This window comes from Pseudoalteromonas luteoviolacea CPMOR-1, assembly GCF_001625685.1.
GTDB classification, from domain to species: Bacteria; Pseudomonadota; Gammaproteobacteria; order Enterobacterales; family Alteromonadaceae; genus Pseudoalteromonas; species Pseudoalteromonas luteoviolacea_K.
On the sequence record NZ_AUYC01000022.1, the window covers coordinates 66339 to 90024 of the forward strand.

The window sequence follows — 23686 nt, forward strand, 5'->3', positions numbered from 1 at the left end:
TTAAAAACTTAAAAACCCACAAAAAAAGGAAAGTAAATTCCCTCCTATATTAATGACGATTTACCACTGTATTTATCACCTTAAATATAAAGTCACAATAACGTCATCGATAGATTCTGCGACAACGGGGATATGTGCTTTTTCATACTCATAGCGATAAAGTTCTAATTGTGAAAACCCCGCAATTGTTAATAGCTGTTCAAACCAATTTACGTACCTGGCATTCCCTGGCGAGGCTGTGGCAGCAACTAATATCATTCGGCTTTTTAAAACTGGATGAGCAGACAGCCTATCGTTTATCAACTGTGGTGTAATGTCTCTATGTGCCCAAAAGCTGCCATCAAATGACACATGATGGTGAAAAAAAGGACTATGGTGATCATCAATTAACAAAGCCAATCCAACAAATAATCCGGTCAGTGAATGACCCATAATTGTACGGTTGGTTGCGTCTATAGAATAAGTAGACTCAATTACAGATGCCAATTCCTGAGTCAAAAAATCAAAATAGTCTTTCGCAAGTGGCCACTGAGAATAATCTTCTCTATGCTTATATTGCTCATCAACATAATTTTCTACACCAACTAAAATGACTTCTAGCCTATTTTTATCAATGCTGTCAGCGACCGTCTCAAAACGCCACTCAGCATCTAATACATAAATCACAGGGAACCGTTTACCCGCATCATAATTATGAGGTAAATACACTTTTAGAGGGTAAGAAACACCAGTATAATTGGAACTAATGGCGTTTAATTGATGGCGCTCTCCAGGTTGGAACTCTTCATTAACTTGCTCTACGGAAGGCGCAATCGTCCCGTCCTCTGTACCACACCCTACGACGAATAAAAGAGAAATAAAAAGTAAAGCCGAGTTCAGTCCGTGCGGTAATAAATAAGCCAAAAGTGTTTCCTTTTCATTTCAATACGGTTTAAAAATTAATCCACAATACGTTTGTCTTTAAAAACCACCAATAAACTCAGGCTATACTCGCGAGCAATAATCTATTGTCCATCTCAAGTTGACGATATCAATCAACTAGCTGACGAAACGGCTTACTACTTGGTACATTGGATACATTGCAACAGGTTTTCCGATATGATCTGCAAACCCCATTGCTTTATACTGCGCAATATCTTGAGGCATCACATTGGCAGTCAAAGCGATTATTGGGGTATTTGGCTCCTGCTTGTGGATCAATGAAAAAGCTTCAATACCGTCCATTTCTGGCATTTGAATGTCCATTAAAACAATGTCATAGTGATCTTTTTCAAATGCGTCTACTGCCAGTTTCCCATTTTCAACTAAGACAATATTAGCGCCAGTTTTACCCAGCATTTTTTCGATAACAAGCTGATTTATCTTGTTGTCCTCAGCAATCAAAATCTTGATATTTGATAAATCAGGTAAGATCTCATGGCTATTTTGCTCAGTGACTTGTGCACGCTTGGCTTGCTGCAATGGCAGAGTCACCGTGATTTGAGTGCCTTGTTCTTCTTCACTGGTTACTTCTATCGAGCCCTTCATCAATTGGACTAAACTTGACGTAATCGCCAACCCTAACCCTGTTCCCCCATACTTTCGAGTTGTCGATGAATCCGCTTGCTCAAATCGATTAAAGATAGACTTTTGCGTCTGTTGGTTCATACCAATGCCAGTATCACTCACCGTAATACTCAACGCGCTATGGCTTTGTGCTTCAACTTCAATCGTAATACCACCCGAATTGGTGAATTTAACAGCATTAGCAACCAGGTTAAGTAAAATTTGCCGCACTCTGACTGAGTCGCCCAGCCAATTGGGGGGACAATCATGTTTAATCTGAGTTTCTAGGGAGATCCCCTTTTCTTGTGCTGCACTCTTTAAGTCTGACATAACAGACTCTGTAGTTTCTATTATAGAAAAAGGCGCAACCTCTAACTCTAGTTTATGGGCTTCTATTTTTGAGAAGTCCAAAATATCATTGATTACGGTCAATAGTGCTTTAGCCGAATACACTGCTTTTGAGACCAAGTGCACAGACTCTTTATCGAGACTATTTTGCTCTAATACTTGTAATGTGCCCAAAATGCCATTCATTGGTGTTCGGATCTCATGGCTCATGTTGGCCAAAAACTCACTTTTCGCTTTAGATGCCTGCTCCGCTCTATTTTTTGCTTCTATCAACGCTTGGTTTTGCTTACGCATTTTGTCTCGAGAGCGCTTCAGTTGGCCGGAGTACTTACGGTTAAAAAAGCCAACATTACAACAATAAAGATAAATACTTGACGCAGCGACTACTTGCGTAATGAGCGGCGACTGCTCAACGAATTCAAACCCAAGGATCAGCCCGCCGGACAGTCCACCTAATACCAAACAAGCACTGCAACTATAAAACCGTTTTATCCCCCCCAAAATCAAACTGTTTAAAGAGTTTACAATTAACAGAGCAAAGACAACCCACACTTGAAACCCAACAGCCGCAAACCACAGCCCATAAAAAAGTGCATCAAGATGCAAATTCATATATTCAGCAGATTTTTCATTACAGACAACTTTGCTATGAAAACGCGCGATGTGAGGCCATAAAATACAATTGGCGATAATAAAGCTTACAGATAAGGGGGTTAAGCTGGCATAAAGCGCACCGACTAACATAACCGCCATAAGCACACCACCTATGACGCGAGGCGCATAGTTTAACTTAGCCAGCGAGGGCTTTTTTTCGGAAGAGTCACTAAGTGGTTGAGCAGACGTCATGTCTAAGGCTTCTGTCCAAAAGCTATTTATCCTTTAACTTTATACACTAAAACAAACATTTTTATCTATTTTTTAACTTAATTTGTTAAAAAATTAAATTAACGCATTTTAGGTTTCGCAGACAATAACCCCCCTCTACATTTTCTCCCGCCTGTTTTTAAGACGCAGTCACTACACATACAACCATTACAAAAAAATAAAGTCCGGCCAAATTAAAGCGCGTAGTGTCATCAACACAATGACACTCAACATCAGTAATACAGCAGACTTCATATACTTTTTTTTGGCGTTCGTCTTGGTTAAAATCAGCAAAAACATTATCACATACAGTACGATTTCTCCCATATGTTTCACAATCAAAGTATGTTGTGAAATATCGCTAAGCCAAAACTGGGACGAAGTGCCTGAAAAATACAAAGACCACGCTATCTGATACATCACCGCGACTGGTAGCACACATAAAAATACGGCTTTCCATAATGGATAAAGCCTCCGGGGCTGATTTTTCGTGTTGCTTCCATTATCTTGGCTCAAGCTGGTTTACACCTCATGACATTAAAGAGCAAGACCTATACGTAGCCTTGAACATGACCTACTCACTATAGTCATAACTTAACATAAGTTTCTTGTTTGCCATGGATAAGGTGTGTAGAGACAATCGACATTTGACTATTATTTTCCTGTAAAGTGAAATAATGCTCGGTGCATTCATAGGAATATGCATTGTTTTCACGAAGCATAATCCGCCGCTTCGGCTTTCCTTTATGCTGAGCGTAAAGCTGATTGTTTTCCATGCTAATTGTCAGGACGGATGAATCCGAGCTGTGATAATTGCCTATCAACTTATTAGCCAACGCAGTTATCTTTTCATCATCTTCAAGAAGCTTAGGTGATAACCCTAACTGAATTGCAACCATATCGAGTATCGCAAGGCCCGGGAAGTACTTATCTTGGTTGCTCATACCGGTGGCGACCAAATCGTACTCAGGTAAATACACATGCCAAGTAAAAAAGCCTGGTACCATACCCGCATGATTGTAACTCAGCGCCCCTCCTAATTTAAAAACATTCAACCCCAAACCATAATTTGCAGTTGAGTTGTCATTAAGTCGCACTTTTTGGTCATCAAGTTCAAGCCCTTTTCACTGACAACTTGCCCAGACATCAACGCTTTATTCCATACCTTCATATCGTGTAAAGTAGAAGCGATAGCGCCTGATGCATGGATCCAGCTACGATCAACTTTCCATGCCCTGTCTTTTGATTTTTCTGCTTTAATGTGCTTTTTCGGCTCATCAAAGTTTGTCGTATATCCAACCACGTCATTCACACGTATCCCTTGTGTGACAACAAATGTGTTATCCATTCCCAAAGGCTTAAAAAATGTATTTTTCATATATTGGTGATAAGGCATACCAGCGGCTACTTCTATTGCTTTACCTAACAGGATATAGCCTAAATTAGAATAGATATGTGTATCGCCCGAGTTAAAACTCAGCGGCAGCCTTGTAATGATCTTTATCACTTTATCTAGTGATGCGTAGTTTCCCCAAACACTGTTCACAACGGGATCACCCAAGTAATCGGATAGGCCAGAAGTATGGGTTAATAAACTAAAAAGCGTTAAGTCTTTATATTTAGGATTAATATCAGGAATAAACTTCCCTATCGAATCTTGCAAAGACAAAGCGTTATTTTCAGCTAATTTTAAAATGGCAGCGGCCGTGAACATTTTTGTCACCGACCCTATCTGCATCACATCATCTACCTTAAGCGGTCGCTTTGTCTTAAGGTCTGCCAAACCAGCCGCACCGCTATATATGACTTCATCGGATTGCACCAGCTGGACAATCAACCCCGGTTCATCAGCAGCACTGTGACACTGTAAAACAGCATCAAACGCTTTTTCATCCGCATAACTCGCAAATGCACACAGTCCTACACATATATTTATTACACACTTTCTCATCATGCTCATATCCTTTGGGTCTTGTTATTGTTTTGATCGAGATATAACGTGCAAAAATGAAAAAAAGGGTGAAAATTTATTTGTGGCCGACCTTGGATGCTCCAAACAAAGTAACGATATTAGCAACAAGATCGCGCTACCTTGCCTTTAAGCGACTTAGCTCTAACTGCCTCATTGGCATAGCGTCAATGTCTCGATATATGGTGTTTTCATTCAAGTTTTCAAATCTATAACTTGCTTTTATCGTGCCATCCAAGCCAATTAAGTGAGCAGTACTTTCAGGCATGTCATCGCAAAGTTGAAACTCCAAATGACTCGATTGCATATGATCTGTATTGAGCTCAAAAACACCGAAATATGAGTTTGCAAAGATCCGTAACCGCCGTTTCTCTAACTCCTGCTGATTGAATTTCGCAGCCAACCGCGTCAGGTTGCGCTCTTGCAGAGCACACACAACCAGTGCTCTGCTTTGCCACCGCAACTGCTCTAATGTAAATGTATCAGCCCAAACGGGATAAACCATGCCAAGCTTGATAGCGACCACCAGGTGAAACACGGTTTTATTTAAAAGCATACTTCCTCCCAAAACGATTTAATACGTCGTGATTACATAGTAAGCTCATTTATATGGTCATTTTATGATCTTATTTTCGCTCTATGGGTATAACTAAAGTTAAAACAAAATAATAGGATAAAGTAGCGTCATGGTTAGACTCCTATACGTATTATTATTGATGTTTTCCGCTGCTGTGTTCGCTCAAAATACCGCGACCGGACCGCATATTGAAGTAGCACTGGTGTCAGAACATAATCAAGTACGTGTTGGCGAAATACAGTGGGTGGGAGTTTTACTGAACCCAGATAAAGACTGGCATACCTACTGGCTAAACCCCGGCGATTCAGGTGAGGCGCCCACCATACAATGGCAAAGTGATGCAGACATTGAATTTGGAGATATTCACTGGCCGCTTCCAAAGCCCATTCAAGTCGCTCACCTGGTTAACTATGGCTACGAAGGTGCGACCTTGCTCATGGTCCCTATCAACCTCAAACAGGCAACTAAAGATGGCGTCTCTATTATCGCCAATCTATCCTGGCTGGTCTGTAAAGAAGACTGCATTCCCGGCTGGGCAACATTAACGATAGATTTGCCTATCGCAGACTCTATAACGCCATCAGAACACGCAAACCTATTTGAGCAAACGCGATTAACGTTACCAGAAAAACACAAAGACACCGCACAGTTTGAACTTACAAGCACGCACCTTGGATTACAAACCACCCTACCCTATCAATCTGACTGGCACGTATTCCCTTTTAAAGGAGACGTGATTTCGCACAACGCAGATCAAGCTTGGGCGCATCAAGCAAATAGCTCACAAGTGGTCATATCCTTATCAGACTACTTTGCGACTCCAAGCGAACCACTCAACTTTTTAATCAGCGATGGTAAAAATGGCTTTTACGTTGAGGCCATCCCAAATGATACAAGTAGCGCGGATAACAATTCCCCATCACAATCCCTTTGGTTAATGCTGCTATTCGCGTTTATCGGTGGACTCATTCTTAACATTATGCCTTGTGTACTGCCAATTCTGTCCATGAAAGCGCTGTCTTTCACACAGTCCAAACATGTAAATCACTGGGGATACCCTGTCGGTGTTTTAATCAGCTTTTGGTTATTCGCGAGCATCATTCTGGTACTAAAAGAGGCTGGGAGTGCTGTTGGCTGGGGTTTTCATCTACAAGAGCCATTGCTTATCGCTGGGCTTGCGTTTTTATTCACCTTTATTGCCATGATGTTGTGGGATTTACTCCCAAAAGGCATCAATCTGGCAGGCGTGGGGCAATCGTTAACGGGCGAAAGTACCTTTACTCAGCAGTTTTTCACTGGAGTACTTGCTGTCATTGTCGCCTCTCCCTGCACCGCGCCATTTATGGCTACAGCGCTCGGTGTAGCCATGATAAGCCCAATGTTAGATACCCTCGCTATTTTTACTGCACTCGCAGTCGGGTTTGCACTGCCTATGACACTACTTTCGCTGTCGACTCGGTTTGCTAAACTACTCCCAAAGCCCGGAGCCTGGATGCAAACATTTAAGCACTTTCTCGGCTTTCCCATGCTGGCTACTGTTGTTTGGCTTACGTGGATATTTCTGTCCCAGACCAGCAGTTTTGGTCAGCTGTGGTTGTTATCAGGACTATTAGGGTTTGTATTTTTTGTTTGGGTGTCCGCAAAAGTCAATCGGGTCTGTGGTGTTATGAGTCTATTGCTTGCAATTGTGTTTGCGACGTTTTGCAGTATCAAAGGCGCACAAACAAGCAAAGTAGTCAGCGAGCAAAAAAACAATCACTTTAGTGCACAAAAACTCACCGAGCTACGTAACAACAATCACGTGGTGTTGGTGAATATGACCGCAGATTGGTGCATTACCTGTAAAGTAAACGAGCAAGTGGCTTTGAACAATGCTGAGCTACAAGCATTATTTGAAGACAGTAGAGTCGACTATTTAGTGGGTGATTGGACCAACAAAAACCAAGCAATTTACGAGTATTTAAAACAGTATCAACGCTCTGGCGTGCCTTTATACGTTGTGTATGCAGGTAACCAGAGCAAGCAAGTATTACCTCAGGTTTTAACACCTGACATTGTCATTAATGCTATTCAACAAGCAAAGAAGGAGATTAACCATGCAACGTTTAACTAAATGGCTCATGCTGGCTATGTTATTTGCACCACTGATGAGTGTGGCAGCAGCGAAAATAGACACAAACGCCCCTGACTTTAAACTTCAGGACTCATTTGGCAAAACCGTCAGCCTATCTGACTTTAAAGGTAAGTATGTGGTACTTGAGTGGACAAATCACTTATGCCCATATGTCGTCAAACATTATGGCAGTGACAACATGCAATCTTTACAGCGTCAATACACCAAGAAAGATGTTGTCTGGCTATCTATTATCTCTTCCGCAGAGGGTAAACAGGGTCATGTGAATGCTCAAAAAGCCAATGAACTGACCCAAAGCCGCAGCGCAGCCCCGTCACACGTATTGTTTGATGAAGATGGACAAGTCGGGCGATTATATAAAGCAAAAACCACCCCACATATGTACATCATAAACCCTCAAGGCAAGTTAAGTTACGCAGGTGCTATAGACAGTATTAAATCAGCCAACCCTGCTGATATTGCAAAAGCAACCAATTATGTCACCGCTGGGTTAAACAACTTATTCGCTGGCAAACCAATTGAACAAAAGCTAACAAAACCTTATGGCTGTTCGATAAAGTATAAAAGTTAGCTAATAAATATACAGAGATTCTAAATATGTCCTGTAAAAATACAGGACATTCACACCTCCCTCCTTTATTACTGTATATTGAGCCAAAAAATAAACTTTTTACCACCTAAAACCAATACATTAAAAAGCAACCAACCAAATAAAATATTATCCAACTCACCTAAGTAAAAATAAAAAAACACCAAAAACACTTTAAAAAAATGTTAAATACAATATTAGATTAAGAAAAACAAATAAAAGTAAATTTAAAGTTCCTTTAATGTGCACAAAAAATTAAATAAATAAAACCTTTCAACTCTAATGTTCCATTATAAGGTAAATAGTTCTAACATACTGACTTTTATAGATTTCATAGTTATTAATTTAATTTTATGAAGAATTCACTTACTCGTGAATAGGTGTAGCGTGACATTAGCCAAAGATACTTCACATGATTTAACTTCATTTTTTTATATCGAATACAAGGAGGTATTATGAAGATAGGTTCTCTACAAATATTAAGAGGGTTTGCAGCGTGGGCAGTTGTATACCATCACTATATGCAACTATTTTATGATTTTAATAGCCAAAGCAAAATCGGAAATTTAGTTGGTATCAAGGGTGGGTTTGGTGTTGATGTATTTTTCGTATTAAGCGGGTTTGTAATGTACCTTTCAGCAAATAGAGCCTCTGCAAGTGGCTTTGCATTCTTCACGAAAAGGTTATTTCGTGTGCTTCCCGCATATTGGTTTTATACCTTCATATTATTAGCTGTTACTAGTATATTTGCTATGGAATTGAATTTAACTTCATTCACACTCGGCTCCTTTATCAGTTCATTGTTCTTTATACCCACAGAAAACCCGTCTGGATTAGGTGTATTTCCTTTTCTTACTGTTGGCTGGACTCTCAATTTTGAGGTAGCCTTTTATACGATATTATCTATATGTATTTTTATCTCGAAAAGCCGCGCTATCATTCTATGCTCAGTGATTGTTATCTCGTTACCGATGCTATTAAGGATGTTAAATATAGAAGCCTCGATTTTCGAAGTTCTGAAAAGCCCTCAGATGTATCAATTTATATGTGGCTTTTTGGTGGCTATTATATATTCAAAAATGACTATCTCACCGAAAGCAGGAACGTCTCTAGGTCTAGCTTTAATACTTTCATCCGCTGTTTTGCTCTCAGAAATTCTTGGCTGGGGTGAGTTCGCACTTATATACAAAACACTGGCAGCAATTGCGCTAGTTTTAGGGTTTCTGCTTATTGATGACTTATGTAATAGAGACAACATCATAATCAAACAACTCATAAAGCTGGGTGATTATTCATTCTCTACATACCTCTCTCATATTATAGTGATTTGTGTGTTCTTCAATCTATTCGGGAATACACTTACCTTTATGGAAGAAATTGGAGTACTAATTGGTATCACTGTACTAACTCATATTGTATCGGTTATTTCTTATCAATATATAGAGAACTCTAAAACTATTTTCAATCTTAGGGATAAAATTATAGATATACGAATCTCATTTGATAAGAAAACCCTAGTAGACGCGTAATTCAAACAGCACTTTGCTTAGTTATAAAATAAGAGGCAAGCAACTTTGCCTCTTATTAATAAATCATTTTTTGCCGCTATCCTTGCTTATTATCAATACGATTCCGTATCTAAAATATTATATCCTTAGACGCTTCAGTATTTATCAGCTTGTTACAAAGTACTTTCCCCTTCGGTTTCCATAACAGCTAAAAACTCATCTCCCCAATCCATAACTGTATTAACCTCTAATTCGATCAATCCTTGCGCCTTTAAGCTGACTATATTGGCGTCAATCAGCTCTAATTCATCAACTGCACAAGGCTTCATTAAACTTGGATAAACTGCAGCAATTGCCTTCGCGACTTTTGGACTAAGTGTATGCAAAGAGTGCTCAAATGGCACATATGGACCAAGTACAACTTCAACCACCATAGGTTCGTCTTCGGCGCCCCAAAAGCAATGGGGCGTGGCGTGAGGAAATAAAATCACGTCTCCCGGGCCGACCTCTTTTCTCGCCATTTTTCCTTTGTGTGTTTGCACAATAGCAGTACCAAAGCCTTCCAAAACAGATATCAGCCGACTACTTAAAGGATGTACATGCACATCCCCTTTTGCCGCAGATTTTGGCGGAAACATATCAAATCCAAATGACAAACCATCTGCTTTTTGCATGACAATTTTAGTCAACATGCAATCTATTTTTTCCCATGCAACTGACTCAAACTCATTGTGGTTAGGCAAAACATGTGTGGGCACACGCAAAAAGTGATTGCCCTGCTGCCACTGCGATAGAACAAACTTATCAAGCTCAGCTCTCGTTAAGTCACCTCTATTGGCAAGCAAGTCGGTTAAGTTAGCAGACATATTCATATTCCTTTTTGACACTGTTCAAATTCCAGTTATCCGATAGCTGTGTGGCTGTAGCTGACAACCTAGACAACCTAGACAACCTAGACAACCTACTTTATGGATGGCACTGACCGTAAAAACTCAAAACGTGTGCAAAGCGCACATATTTTTCGCTTTCCGACAGTTCACAAACAATTTAAAGTTAAAAAAATGTAATCAAAACATATGTAATGGTCAAATAAATACCCACAAAAGATATTAAGATTAAATAATACGAGCCCCAAATCGCGCCCTCAAAACTGCGTATCAGTTCATGTAAAAACACTCAACTTGTTAATATTAATAACTAAAATAGCAGGTTGGCTGCATCAGATAAGTCGATTCAAGGTGCACAGCTTCTTAGCTTTTATGAATTTTTTAGACACTTGATGACTGTGCTACTTGCACGACACGCAGGCCTCACACTATACTGTATATATAAACAGTATAGGTAACGTATGAAAGTAATCCCCATCAAAGCCCAAGCAGGTATCACTGGGTTTGAATCACCAGCGGCAGAATATAAAGAACTTGGTTTGTCGTTAGATCAACTCTTAGTCAACCACCCCAACGCCACGTTTATCGGGCTCGCATCAGGCGACTCTATGCAAGGTGTTGGGATCTTTGATGGTGATTTGTTATTGGTTGATCGCGCTGTTTCCCCTCAGCAGAATGATGTGATTGTTGCAAATTTTAATAATGAATTTGTCTGCAAGCTGCTCGACTTACAAAATAGAGTGCTGCGATCAGCATCTACACTTTATGCACCAGTCAAGATCAGTGAGTGTGATCAATTCCAACTAGAGGGCGTGGTCACAGGTTCAATACGCATGCATCGCACAAATCCGGGCTTGACTAGATGTATGCGCTAGTCGATGCCACCTCATTTTATGCCTCTGCGGAGAAAGTTTTTGATCCGAGTATTCGCAATAAGCCTGTTGTGGTGTTGTCAAATAACGATGGCTGCATTGTGGCGGCTTCGCCTGAGGCTAAGCGTTTAAATATTCCCAAGTTTCAGCCCTACTTTAAACTGAAGTCGGTTTTGGCTGAGCACAATGTCATTATTCGCTCTTCCAATTATGAGCTGTATGCAGATCTGTCAGATAAGATGATGAAGGTGATTAATCAATTCAGTGATAATCATCATATCTACTCTATCGATGAGTCATTTTTAAAATTCGAGGGGTTTGGCGACCTTGTTGACTCTTGGGAACAATACGGACATGTCATCAGGCGCAGCGTGTGGCGCTCCACCAAGCTTCCAGTTGGCGTGGGGTTTGGCCCAACTCCAACACTTGCAAAAGCGGCAAACCACGCCGCTAAAAAATTTAAAAATGCGACGGGTGTTGCGGTAATAGATAATCAACAAAGCCGCAGGCAAATACTGGCGAATTTAAACGTGGAGGATGTCTGGGGCATTGGCAAACGCCTGACCAAACAGCTCAATCAACAAGGCATCTATAGCGCCTTAGACTTAGCCAATCAAAACCCGCGTTTGATGCGAAAACAGTTTAGTGTGGTTTTAGAGCGCACAGTATCTGAGCTCAATGGCAAAACGTGCCTATCTTGGCATGAGATCACACAAAGAAAAAAAGAGATATACAGCACACGTAGCTTTGGCGAGCGCATCACAGATCCAAAAGCACTTAAAGCCGCACTAGCAACCCACTGTGCCATCGTCAGTAAAAAACTCAGAAAGCAAAATTCATTGGCAAAAAATATTGTGATTTTTGCACATAGCTCACCGTTTGAAGACAGCTATTACAAAAAGTCTTTTATTCAAAAACTCCCAGTCGCTTCGAGTGATGTTCGAGTATTTACCAATGCTGTTAGTGACATTTTTCATCAACTATTCAAATCTGGCGTCAAGTATTACAAAGCGGGGGTTGGTGCGATTGAGCTTGAAGACGATACATTTTTACAAACTGACTTATTCAGTCAATCTCAAGATAGCCCAGCTCTGATGAAGTGCCTAGATGAAATCAATACCAGATTTGGCAATCACACAGCACGCACTGGTGCGCAATTGCAATCTAACGCATGGCAAATGCGCCGCGCGTTTTTATCACCTTATTACACCACACGCTGGTCTGATATTCCCTTGATAAAATGCCAATGACGTCAAATTACGCATAGTGGCTAAATAAGTCACCTTCCAATAGGAAGGCTTAGCGCAAAAAACATCGCACCAAAACAGCATTTTCTATCCACAGTTTTTGTTAATAGGCTGTGGTTAACTTTTTTTATCTCTAAAATCTAAGCAAATAAGTATTGATAAATGATTAGTAATAACACACTACATCATAAAGACGAACGCACACATTCATACCACAGCCAAAAAAACATAAACCATTGAAATAATTAACTTTATTATTGATACCCTATATATTTTTCTTAGAATTGACAAGACACATGCCACTTTATCAACTCTACTATGCTTAAAACCTAGCCGCTACCATTGCATTAAAAACCATATTTATGAACTAAAACTGCATAGATATTGACTGATCGTTTTTTAACCCAAAGCAACAACACACCTTCTCCCTCAATACCGTAAAACGATTAACATGCTAATGTAAGCAACAACATTACGGCTTTAGTTCCGCTAGGGTTAACAGTCTTAAATTGATGAATGGTGACTTCTTTAGTTTGCCAACTGATTTACTGAGCAACTCAAAATAGGCTGTCTATTGTTTATATATCTACCATGGAAACATGGATTTAGGTCATCAGCCAACGTGATATGTCATCATAATGAACAAGACTGATACCAAAAGACAATAAAGAATGCCTTAAAGTAAAGTGAATTTTAACTTAGGGCTAAGATAGCTTAAGGGAGTTGGCTACTCTATAGACAGTCATGAATATAACTAATGATAATTTTTAAAGGAAAGTAAATAAATTAGACATTATTATAACCACAACAAATAAAACCAACCTCGAAATTAAAAAAATATTTAAATTTAATTTTTATTATTTAACTTCAAGATAATAAATAATAAAAATATGCATAAGGAATAATGCTTTAATAAAACTTGTCTATCAACCAATAAGTCATATCTAAGGAAATATATGAAATTACTCGCTCTCACAATTAGCACCGTTTTATTAAGTCAAAGTGCCATCGCACAACAAACTTTAGAGGGTACCTACGTACTCAAAACAGATGAGTTTCACAATGGCCAAGTAGAGTCCGGCACATCACAAGAAATTACGATTACAGGTGATAAAGCACACTTTATGGCACAAACGACTGCACAGTTTTTATCTGGTAGTACAGTGCAAAATGGCAATATCATTTACTTTAAACTTTCAGATAAAGCCCCCTCAAATACGCAATACTTTTCTGGAAATGTAGACATCAACGGTACATACAGCGGTACTTGGTTTGCCGCCAATGGGACTAAAGGTGACTGGAATTTGACTGCTCTTCAGCCAAATACAGCAACCAGCTGTAAAGACATTTTAGATGCTGGACTCAGCCAAGGTGACGGTGTTTATGAAATTAGCGCCTTATCAGGTGAATCGATCAGTGTTTACTGTGATATGACCCGAGACGGCGGTGGCTGGACACTTGTTGGCAGTTATCCAAAATCACAACCTGGTGGTATACATCGTATCGAAGAATACGGAGACATCCCAGAAACAGACCCCAATAACGTCACCAGACTTTGGTTATACAAAGGTGACTTAAGTGTATTTACTGATGCAAAAGAGCAAGTTAGCTGCTCAACCGTCGGCTGTGGAGATGGCTACACTGTTTACGGTCAAAACTTTACTCCTAGAGAGCTTGAACTGGTTCGATATAATTGGGGCGCGTCAGACCGCCTAGAACTGATGCCAAGAAATTCTGATAAACCAAGCTGTACCACCTCTTTAGCTCCCGATGCTCCAGTCTATGAAGGATGCGTAGGCACTGCTTACTTGGGTGGTAATGTTTCCAACTCGACTGTTGGCTGGCAAGGCGACATAACTGCTCCATATTGCTGGGTAGCTAGAGGTACATACAAATCTTACTCATCTGGCTCTGCGGTCTGTAGCCAAGGAAATGAGCCAAATGGCTCTCAGTGGGCACTACTTTGGATGAGATAACACAACATTCATAGCGTGAAAGGCACAGCGAACACTTGCTGCGCCTTTCAAATTTCATATCGCAATCTATCAAACTTTTCACTGCTATTCTTCACGTTATTATTACCTACTCTCCCATCAAAGCAAACATACGAATAACCATTGAGAAATAAACGAAGCAAAAATAACAGAATTAAAGAATAAAATATTCACAAAGAAATGATTTAATGATAAATTTCAACCTCAGCAAATTGGCTGATGTTCATAAAGGAATTATATGATGAAAAACATGATATTGAAAAAGACCCAACTAAAATCTTTGTCACTTAAAAATAAAGCGCTTTCACACAAAAATACCCCTGCCGTGGGCGGTGGTGCATCAGGCACTATGTGTATTACACTTTCAGTAGATGACTGCTGTACGATTCCCCCAACAAAAGATTTTTGTTAATAAGTAAGTGAAAATAAAAGAAGTGACAGAGTTGTCACTTCTATTGAAAAGCCTAATTATCAGCAATATAGCTATCCGTTCAACACCGGCTCTGCTGCAACTTACTTCTTACCTCATTGAGCTTCGCTTGCGTAAATTCATAAGCTTGCTGTGCTATTTGATAGGCATCTGGATATTGATTCGGCGTATCCACTTCAGGCACCCAAAACTTGCGTCGGGTCAAACGAAGACCCTGATCAAATGCCCCCACCGCATTAAAAATCTCCACCGCAATGGGACCATTAAATCGCGACAAAATAGGTGTAAATATACCTTCCCATGGTAACCAACAATGCACTAAATCCCCCCTATCTGGCGGTGACGCTTGTGCGTAGTGCAAACGATTTTGATCAGCCAAGTAATTAATTTGCTGTGTAAATACCTCAGGCCCATCACCATCTAATGTCTCTTGCGCACTGTCGAGTACCACCCCCACAGTAGGATCTTCTATGCCATCTAAAAACGTGATCAATTGCGCCAATTTATTCGGCCCTGGCGTCTCCCAATGGCTAATTGGTTCAATTGCCAGTTTAACGCCTTTAGAAGAGGCATAAGCGCCAAGTTCAACAAAACTTGGCTGTGCCATTTGATAACGTAGCGCAAGTTCATCTTGTAACTTGTCACTCCATACGGCTTGACCATTTGGCGCATCAAACACAAAACCACCATAAGGGATCACCAAGGGTCCCATCATGATCTCACCACCCAATGCTGCGGTAATATCTATTCGAGATTTTAAGTAAGCAATACCAGCATCGCGAACAGATTTAATCGCAGAGCTTGGATCGCACGAGGTCGTAGCCCCGACATTGGTCGCGACTTTGATATGCCCGAACCCCTCATCATCCATACGCTGACGAAAAGCCTTATAGGCATTGAGTTCATCCTCGTAAGTGGCAAATGCATAGGCTGTGGTGTCCTCTCTACCCGGATGAAACTCAAAACCGGTGTAACCCATTTCAGCCAAACGTCGAATATGAGTCATCGCTTGGTCCAAAAATGCATCATCCTCTATTGAGAAGTTTGACCCAAACATAAAAAAGCTAAAATACATCTCCGTATTATGCTGCATGTGATAACTCCTTTATCACTTAAAGGCCAGTAACTTCTTGAAGATACTTACGCGCCATTTGCGCATACAGAAGTGGGGTTGCATTGGCAGGATTTTGCTCTGCCTCGACAATCAACCACCCAGCAAAATTTTTATCTGCCAGCGCCTGTAATATCTCTTTAAAGTCTAAGCAACCCGCGGGGTCTCCCGGCACAGTAAACACCCCTTTTAAAATGGCCTCTTTAAAGGACAAGTCATTAGCCAAACTGTAATCCATAATGTCTTTGCGGATATTTTTCAAATGAACATGTCTGATCCGCTCACCATAAAGTCGAATAAACTCTAAATTGTCGCCACCTGCAAAAAAGAGGTGTCCTGTATCCAAACAAAAATGCACACAATCAGGGTCAGTTAACTCCGCAAATCGCGCAATTTCGTCCATCGTCATCACCCCTGTGCCCATATGATGGTGATAACACATTTTCACCCCGTGGCAATTGGCTTTGTGGCCAAGCTCATTTAAGCCATCGGCCAGTCTACGAAACTGCTCTTCTGTAAACTTAGGTGCATTAGGCACTAAGGCAATGGGTTGCTGATGAGATGAACCGCCAAGTTCAGCCAGTACTAAATCCCCACTTTGCATCTCTTTCAAAAACTGGATTTCTTGCTCAAAACTTTGAAACGTTTGCTCTTTCATATCATTTATAGTGAAGTAAGTGCTAACCCATGGCTCAGAAATCACTAGCCCGCGCATATCTAATGCACGTTTTAATACCGCAGGGTCAGATGGGTATTTATGGCCACGGCTACACCCTTCGAAGCCAGCCAATGCCATTTCACTGACAATTTGCTCAAATGGGATCCCGATATCAATATCTAAAAAGTCATCGTTGACCCATCCAGTTGGGGTAATACCAAATTTTACAGCGCCTTGTGGAAACATTGTTTGTCTGCTCATGATAAACATCCTGTTGGTGACATAAATGAAAGTAAATACTTACATTTATTTTGATTGAACACTTTGCTGCTTTACAAACTGCCAGCTGTTGTCGAAATGAATTCTAGGTGGCTCACTCCAAGAACCGTAACCCGGTCCTTTTGCGCCTGATGGATTGGCATCAATCGCTTGCCAAAGTAAACCCTCTGTATACGAAGCAGAGCTGACAAAAAACGTTTTATCCTGCTCGCTTTTGCCATAAGCCTCTCGCCAAGTACGTGGTAATTGATACCAAGTGCCGGTATACCAAAGCTTGATGATATTTCTGGCGACGGGCCCCAACTTCACATCCCCCATGATCTGTTGTCGTATCCCGGTCAAAAACATTTGCTCGTCACAGGCACATTCATACACGGTTTGAAACACGCAAAGTAACTGCTCAACCGTGTCACGGCCAACAATGTCATTAAGTGTTTTATAGTAATGTTCAACTTGTCCTGTACCATGCAGTGCAAACGCGTTGAAATCCGTGAGTGCACCTGATAGATCAATAAATTGCCGCTGTTGATTTTGCTGAGTATTCATTACGCCCGCTCCTTACACGCATCAGTCAGTGCAGTTGCACCGTATGACAAATCGTAACGACTAGCCTCTATCTCAAATGTAGGGCCTGCGTTCACATTTGACTCAATCGAAATCGGGTTACGGATCAGTTGACTGGCGTACTCTTTCAACCTGAACATGTCGCATACTGCACCCAACAGAAGATTTTGATGACCACTGAACGCGGCATTGATGATACCTAAAAACTCACGGTAACTATGGTTAAAATCTTTCGCGGCATTTAATAAAGAAGGGTTTTCTGCAAAATCCGACAGCTTGGGGTTTGTCTTAATCGGATATACCTTACTGAAATCGACTTCAAACTTTGCGCCAGTGGGGTTATTTGGCCTATCACCTTTTCGATAATAACGACCAAACTGTAACTGCTTAAATCGATAGTAATGAGAAATCTCTCCCTCACTATCAAACTCTTGGTTCTCTGTATCTTCGCCCTGTTCTGCCTTCCCTTCACCTTGCTCTTTGATCAAATTCAACGCAGCAATGGCCGATTTTTCATCCGTGACTTCTATGACTTCGCCACCGCCGGAGTAATAGTACTTATTCGAAACCTGATATTTAGGGTCACCGATAAAAATCGTTTCTCCGCACTCTCTGGCCTGCGTCTCTAAAAATTTAATGCCATCTATAATGGCATCGTAAAAATCTCCAATGCTGTAAAAACTATATGTTGGCGATTTTAGCGGTTTTATCGCATCCAAATGAAAGCGCGCATGATTTGCACGTGCGATACAGCCATTAGAGTAAGTACTTAAAGTATTTTTTGGAGCCTTTGAAGGCCGCTCAATATTCAAAAAAGTCTCCAGGGTCTCTGGTGTAAAAGCAGCGATCGAGACTTGGAAGTCTTTCTCACCATCAGGCAAGTAGGTTGGAAATGAAGGCATAAAGCCTTCCCTCAATAAATTGGGATGTCGACCCAATGCATTGAGCACATTTGCAGACAACGTCATATGGAGCATCTCTTCAACCAAAACTGCTCTAATAACCGCCGTGGCCTCTAAATTGGTTTCAGGATGGATACTATATAATGCCGTTAAATATGGCGGAATTGTCGCATGTTCCAGCTGAATAGCGGCATCTAACATCTGATATAGATCATCAATGGTATTAATAATACGTTCGTTCATTAGCGAGCTCCTTTAGCCAGTTTAAAGGCATCATCAGCTACGACATTCACGCGATAACTGCTCAAATGTGTCAAAATATGTTCTGTGGTTTTAAAGCAAAGGGCTGCAAGTGTCAGGGTGGTATTAGACGTACCAATACTCGGCATACTGCCTGAGCCAATCAGGTATAAGTTACTGTGATCCCATGATTGCTGATACTCATTCACCACTGAGTTTTTGGCAGAGGTGCCCATAACATGCGTACCAGAAAAGTGGTTACCCCCCCGGAAGTAATAACTTTCACCTTGGTAATTGAACGAGCCATAATCGAGCAATGAATAACTTGAAAAGTCCTGTGCGCCAAGGCGCTGGAAGAATACCTTTGACGTTTCACGTGCGTAGGCAATGCCCGCTTTGGAGTAATCAGATAAGTTATAATTGACGATTGGGCGCATGTTACCAAGCGCATCTGTATATTCTGGGTCGACCGTAATGCGGTTGCTCTCATCTGCTGGCTGCTCGACCATATAAGCAAACAGCAATTGATTTGATATTCTCTCAACGGTACTTTGGCGAAGTGCCTTACCAAATTTATTTTCCGTATCGACTAACTCTTCGATATCAGAAAAAGGCGAGCCCGTTGCCCAGCCCCAACCATCATTATGAATGTCTACACCAAACGGCGCTTGCTTGGCTCTGCTTTGTCCATATCTAAAGTCCGCAATGCCAGAGGTGCATTTTGTCCCTCTCATTGTCCCCGCCGCTTCTGGCAATAAACCCCAAGCGAGCAAATAAGTATGGTCCATTAAGTTTTTGCCCATTAACCCACTAGAGCTGGGTAAATCAGACGCGAGCATGAGTCGGGCGTTTTCTACCGCGTTGGTCGCCAAAATAAAGGTTTTTGCAGTGATATTGCCTGTCGTATGCTCAGGCGAAGAGGTCTTGGTATAGTGCTTGAATTCAATATGACTGACTTGGTCTGTACATCCATCGACAAAGACTTTGCTAGCAACCGCTTGTGGTAAAAAATCAAGATTACCTGTTTGCGCCGCATTGTATAGGGTTTTACGTGCATCATATTTGGCTTGTACAGGACATATCGGCACACAGTTGTTATTACCTTGGCAGCGCCCGCCTTGCTCGCTCTGCACTGCGCCCACAGCTCCGACAGGGTTAAACCCCGCACCGTTTTGATAATCCGCATTAGGAATCCCATTTCGACCTTGTGGAAACGGGCGCACTTTTACCGTGTGTACTTCGCCAGCTAACTCAAACTCAGCCCCATCAATGCCTTTTCCCACCACTTGGTCAAGATAGGAGGCCGGCAACCCATGCATTGGGTATACGTAGCCAGGTTCGTACTTAAGCCCGTAAAAGCCTTGCTCCTCAACATTAGCAGATACGCCAATTTCACGTTCAGCCATGCGGTAATAGGGCATCAAGTCATCATAGCTGATGGGCCAATCTAACCCGACACCGTAGTGGGTTTTGATTTTAAAATCATCTGGTAACATGCGCAGAATTTTGGCTTCCCAGTGCATGGTTGTGCCACCCGTAACCCGCGTGTAGGTGCTATCTAGTGCCAAAGGACCATTTTGCACCATGTACCCTTGGGTATCCATTTGACCCAGGCATAGTTTGCGAACATCAGTCGACCTAGGCATAGGTGCATTAGGGTTGTCAGGATATGGCGCATTATTATCTTTTGACGCGTTGACATAATAATTAGATACATACTCCTTGAAGCCGTCATAACTTAAGCTTTTTGCGGGTGCAGCTTCAAGCACAAGTACTTGATACCCTTTAGAAGTGAGTTCTTTCGCGGCAATCGCACCGCTAATCCCTGAGCCAACGATCACTGCATCATATTTACCGTCATTCGAATTTTGAATTGCTTGCTCAGGTGTTACTTGCTCTATTGTTGAATTTGATTCACTCATTCAAGTGTCCCCATCTTATTCCATTAACAACAGCATTAACATTCAAGCTAAAAATCAGTGTAGCAGATATTACAAAATGGCAATTATAAAATAAGTACCCGAAAAAACTCCGACATGGATATAGCAGAAATAGGTTCCTAAAATAGATGTTTATGTAGACAAAATAAGCAAATAAGTATAAAAACTCAAAACCAAACATCTTGAAACTCGTCTTTCATGACTACGCTTTGGTTTCCCCTGCCAAATTAATAACTTGTTAAATAAATCGAAATATTTAAGCGGGTAGCTGTTTTTTGTGTATATACTTTCTGATGCACTCAGTGCGACTACAACGGATTGCTAATGTGAGACAGTTAGTGAATGAACTTGGTTGTATGTTTGATTTCTCACACCGACATTCCGAGACAATTAACACCTTTACTCTTGGAACACTTATGACAACTCAAACGAACACGGTACTCAAATCAGAGCAACAATACCCGACGGCTATTGATGCACAACCACTTGAAAAGTGGGTAAAAGTGGCAAGGCAACATGTGCTAGATAGAATGATTGCGAATATTTCACCCGACGATGGAGAGCGTGGAGCTGTACTCGCCTCTCCCTCTCGCACCAACCCAAACTACTATTACCACTGGGTAAGAGATGCGGCACGAACAATGAGCGAAATTGCCAAGCTCAATGGTCTTGATCATAGAAATTTTAAAGATAACTACTACGACATGATGATTGACTATGTCGAGTTCACCAAAATAAACCAAACAACACCAACCGTCAGTAATAGTTTGGGCGAACCCAAGTTTTACGTCACTGGACAAGCGTTCAACGGACCTTGGGGCAGACCACAAAATGATGGTCCAGCACAACGCGCACTCACTATCTCTCGCTGGGCAAATACTCTTTTAGAGAATGGCGAAAAAGACTATGTCACAGGCACTTTATACGACTCAAAAGAGCCTTCATTCAGCATCATCAAAGCGGATTTAGATTTTGTTGCGAACCACTGGCAGGACCCTTGCTTTGATCTGTGGGAGGAAGTCGATGGCACCCATTTTTATACTCGACTGCTACAACGCACAGCGCTGCGCGAAGGTGCTGATTTAGCGAATAAGCTTAATGATCCAGGGGCAGCTGATTACTATAACCAACAGGCGGCTTTAATTGAAAGTTCAATAGATGATTTTTGGAGTGAGGAACAGGGCTATTTTCTAACCACGTTAAACCGTGTTGGCGGGCTAGATTACAAGTCGTCAAACCTTGATGTTGCGACAACTTTAGGCATCTGCCAAGCACTGTCAGACACCCACCCTTTCCTAAACCCGCACGAAGATAAAGTGCTGGCAACCGCCTATGCACTCCACCAAGCTTTTGACCCACTTTATCTGATCAATGCCATAGAGCACACCACATCTGGCGACCCTGTCGCACCGGGAATTGGACGCTACCCAGAGGATAAATACGCAGGCAGTGCGCCACTTGGGCAGGGGAATCCTTGGTTTCTGTGTACCGCCTCTTTGAGCAGTATTTGCTACAAAGCCGCAGCCCTATTTGCTGAGCAAAAAAATATTGAAATCAATAAATATAACCTCGGCCAATTGAATCTGGCAGTGAAGCTGGTCGATCCCGAATGCCAGCTTGAGGTGGGCGAATGCTTCAGTAGCAGAACCAAAACCTTCAAGTCCATCATCTCTGGCTTAAAAGCGCTTGGAGACGCGTATCTTCGCCGCATACAGATCCACGCAGGCGAGCACACGTCATTGTCCGAGCAATTTAGTCGCTACGACGGCTACATGACCAGTGCTGAGCACCTAACTTGGAGCTATGTATCCGTAGCCATCGCCATTGATTTACGCAATGCGTTAAAGATTTGAAATCACCGACGGCCGCAAGCACTGAGGTTACGGTCGTTATTAGAGTTTATTAAACCGTACTTGACCAAAAGCAAATAATCACGCTTTTAGGATGTGGCACACAGTAACAGCGGATGTTGATATGGTAAAAGCACAACAACTTTACCCACACTATGCGCAGCGCAAGTTGCGCATAGTATCTGTGTTTACTGCCACATCACCTTGTAAACCAGACATTTTTAATCGTCATACCCGCTACCTTTGGCCAATAGTTCTACCGTCTCATTATCTATTTAGCTGTTACAAAGCACGCCGTGCATGTGCTTTGTCTCTTTTATCTATCACAGCGAGTAAATGCTATGAATATACCTATTACCAACCCAATCAAAATTGTTGTTAAACACACTGGCAGTGTGAAAATTCACACCTTCATCTCTTCATACGAAGGCGATAATATTGCCAATGCAACACACATTATTGAAAGTGAAAATGTCCTAGTACTGATTGATGGCCAGTTTTTAAGTCCCTACGCGAAAAAGTTTCGTGAATACGCCGACAGTTTAAAAAAGCCCATCGAGCGCTTGTATTTATCGCACCGCCATCCAGATCATTGGTTTGGCCTTGGGGATGCATTTGCAGATATTGAAATATATACACTGCCCGAAACCATCGACTTTTTAAAAGCTCATGGTGAAGAGTCTCGTGAAGATCATATGGGTAAATTAGGCGATCTTGCGCCAGAGAAAGTCGTTATCCCACAGCATGCGGTCAGCCCCGGTATTGAAATCATCGATGGAGTAAAATACGTCATCGAGCGTATTGTCGATACGGAAATTGACTATGGGATCACCTTAAAGCTCCCCGACCTTGGCGTATTTATCGCCCAAGATTTGCTTTATAGCGGCACGCATCTTTATCTGACTAAATATCTCGATCATTGGATGGAGCAACATGAAGATATGCTGACATCTGACTATGACTTGTTTTTACCGGGACACGGCGCGCCTGCAGATAAAAATGAAGTACTGGAAAACCTCAAGTATCTAATTGCTGCTAAGCAAGCCATTGCTGATGGACTGAAAAATCAGGAATTTAAAGCGTTTATGCTCAACAAATTTCCAACTAGGCAATGTCCAGCCATTTTCGACATTTACCTACCCAGACTCTTTGACGGCGCTAGCGAATATTAATCAACA

Annotated in this window: 20 protein-coding genes; 9 read left to right on the plus strand and 11 right to left on the minus strand. The window is 41.5% G+C overall.

Annotated features, from left to right (window positions below):
• Positions 1-75: 75 nt before the first annotated feature.
• The 5 genes from N473_RS09255 to N473_RS09280 form a co-directional block, all read right to left on the minus strand.
• Complete coding sequence (locus N473_RS09255; protein WP_063367660.1) at positions 76-903, minus strand: alpha/beta hydrolase; 828 nt, start codon at positions 901-903, stop codon at positions 76-78.
• 135 nt (positions 904-1038) lie between these two features.
• Complete coding sequence (locus tag N473_RS09260; protein ID WP_063367661.1) at positions 1039-2739, minus strand: ATP-binding protein; 1701 nt, start codon at positions 2737-2739, stop codon at positions 1039-1041.
• Positions 2740-3344: 605 nt separating this feature from the next.
• Positions 3345-3812, minus strand: a complete 468-nt coding sequence (locus N473_RS26865; RefSeq protein ID WP_063367662.1) for a hypothetical protein — start codon at positions 3810-3812, stop codon at positions 3345-3347.
• Positions 3809-4711 (minus strand): serine hydrolase domain-containing protein, encoded by a 903-nt coding sequence (locus tag N473_RS26155; protein ID WP_063367663.1) that lies wholly within the window; start codon positions 4709-4711, stop codon positions 3809-3811. Before N473_RS26155 ends, N473_RS26865 begins: the two co-directional genes overlap by 4 nt.
• A gap of 133 nt (positions 4712-4844) precedes the next feature.
• Entirely contained in the window at positions 4845-5282 is a 438-nt protein-coding gene (locus tag N473_RS09280) for a DUF4174 domain-containing protein (RefSeq protein WP_063367664.1), read from the minus strand.
• Positions 5283-5412: 130 nt separating this feature from the next.
• Between N473_RS09280 and N473_RS09285 the strand changes: the two genes are divergently transcribed.
• The 3 genes from N473_RS09285 (at position 5413) to N473_RS09295 (ending at position 9555) form a co-directional block, all read left to right on the plus strand.
• Positions 5413-7416 (plus strand): protein-disulfide reductase DsbD family protein, encoded by a 2004-nt coding sequence (locus N473_RS09285; RefSeq protein WP_063367665.1) that lies wholly within the window; start codon positions 5413-5415, stop codon positions 7414-7416.
• The gene (locus N473_RS09290) at positions 7400-8008 is read left to right on the plus strand and encodes a thioredoxin family protein (RefSeq protein ID WP_063367666.1); all 609 of its coding nucleotides are present in this window, start codon (positions 7400-7402) and stop codon (positions 8006-8008) included. Before N473_RS09285 ends, N473_RS09290 begins: the two co-directional genes overlap by 17 nt.
• 473 nt (positions 8009-8481) lie before the next feature.
• A complete protein-coding gene (locus N473_RS09295; protein ID WP_063367667.1) occupies positions 8482-9555 on the plus strand; it encodes an acyltransferase family protein in 1074 nt (357 codons plus the stop codon).
• A gap of 152 nt (positions 9556-9707) precedes the next feature.
• Here the strand turns inward: N473_RS09295 and N473_RS09300 are convergent, their stop codons facing one another.
• A complete protein-coding gene (locus N473_RS09300; RefSeq protein ID WP_063367668.1) occupies positions 9708-10400 on the minus strand; it encodes a cupin domain-containing protein in 693 nt (230 codons plus the stop codon).
• Positions 10401-10882: 482 nt separating this feature from the next.
• On the opposite strand from N473_RS09300, the gene N473_RS09305 reads away from it, so the two are divergent.
• The 4 genes from N473_RS09305 (at position 10883) to N473_RS26160 (ending at position 14946) form a co-directional block, all read left to right on the plus strand.
• On the plus strand, positions 10883-11296 hold the full coding sequence (locus N473_RS09305) for a LexA family protein (protein WP_063362145.1): 414 nt from the start codon (positions 10883-10885) through the stop codon (positions 11294-11296).
• Complete coding sequence (locus N473_RS09310) at positions 11284-12543, plus strand: Y-family DNA polymerase (RefSeq protein WP_063367669.1); 1260 nt, start codon at positions 11284-11286, stop codon at positions 12541-12543. The genes N473_RS09305 and N473_RS09310 overlap by 13 nt, the downstream gene beginning before the upstream one ends.
• 953 nt (positions 12544-13496) lie before the next feature.
• On the plus strand, positions 13497-14516 hold the full coding sequence (locus N473_RS09315) for a fibrinogen-like YCDxxxxGGGW domain-containing protein (protein ID WP_063367670.1): 1020 nt from the start codon (positions 13497-13499) through the stop codon (positions 14514-14516).
• 256 nt (positions 14517-14772) lie between these two features.
• Positions 14773-14946 (plus strand): hypothetical protein, encoded by a 174-nt coding sequence (locus N473_RS26160; protein WP_155735565.1) that lies wholly within the window; start codon positions 14773-14775, stop codon positions 14944-14946.
• A 79-nt stretch (positions 14947-15025) separates the two neighbouring features.
• On the opposite strand, the gene N473_RS09320 is transcribed toward N473_RS26160, so the two are convergent.
• Genes N473_RS09320 through N473_RS09340 form a run of 5 tightly spaced genes read right to left on the minus strand, consistent with a single transcriptional unit; the run spans position 15026 to position 20640 of the window.
• The gene (locus tag N473_RS09320; RefSeq protein ID WP_063367671.1) at positions 15026-16057 is read right to left on the minus strand and encodes a sugar phosphate isomerase/epimerase family protein; all 1032 of its coding nucleotides are present in this window, start codon (positions 16055-16057) and stop codon (positions 15026-15028) included.
• Between the two features lie 19 nt (positions 16058-16076).
• Positions 16077-16994 carry a myo-inosose-2 dehydratase gene (gene iolE / locus N473_RS09325; protein WP_063367672.1) on the minus strand — a complete coding sequence of 306 codons (918 nt, stop codon included), beginning with the start codon at positions 16992-16994 and terminating at the stop codon, positions 16077-16079.
• Positions 16995-17039: 45 nt separating this feature from the next.
• Complete coding sequence (locus N473_RS09330) at positions 17040-17558, minus strand: hypothetical protein (protein WP_063367673.1); 519 nt, start codon at positions 17556-17558, stop codon at positions 17040-17042.
• On the minus strand, positions 17558-18721 hold the full coding sequence (locus N473_RS09335) for a ferritin-like domain-containing protein (protein ID WP_063367674.1): 1164 nt from the start codon (positions 18719-18721) through the stop codon (positions 17558-17560). The genes N473_RS09330 and N473_RS09335 overlap by 1 nt, the downstream gene beginning before the upstream one ends.
• The gene (locus N473_RS09340; protein WP_063367675.1) at positions 18721-20640 is read right to left on the minus strand and encodes a GMC family oxidoreductase; all 1920 of its coding nucleotides are present in this window, start codon (positions 20638-20640) and stop codon (positions 18721-18723) included. The genes N473_RS09335 and N473_RS09340 overlap by 1 nt, the downstream gene beginning before the upstream one ends.
• A 434-nt stretch (positions 20641-21074) precedes the next feature.
• Between N473_RS09340 and N473_RS09345 the strand changes: the two genes are divergently transcribed.
• Positions 21075-22511, plus strand: coding sequence for a glycoside hydrolase family 15 protein (locus tag N473_RS09345; protein ID WP_063367676.1), 1437 nt, complete (start codon positions 21075-21077; stop codon positions 22509-22511).
• 338 nt (positions 22512-22849) lie between these two features.
• Positions 22850-23680 carry a hypothetical protein gene (locus N473_RS09350; protein WP_063367677.1) on the plus strand — a complete coding sequence of 277 codons (831 nt, stop codon included), beginning with the start codon at positions 22850-22852 and terminating at the stop codon, positions 23678-23680.
• The last annotated feature ends 6 nt before the right edge of the window (positions 23681-23686 follow it).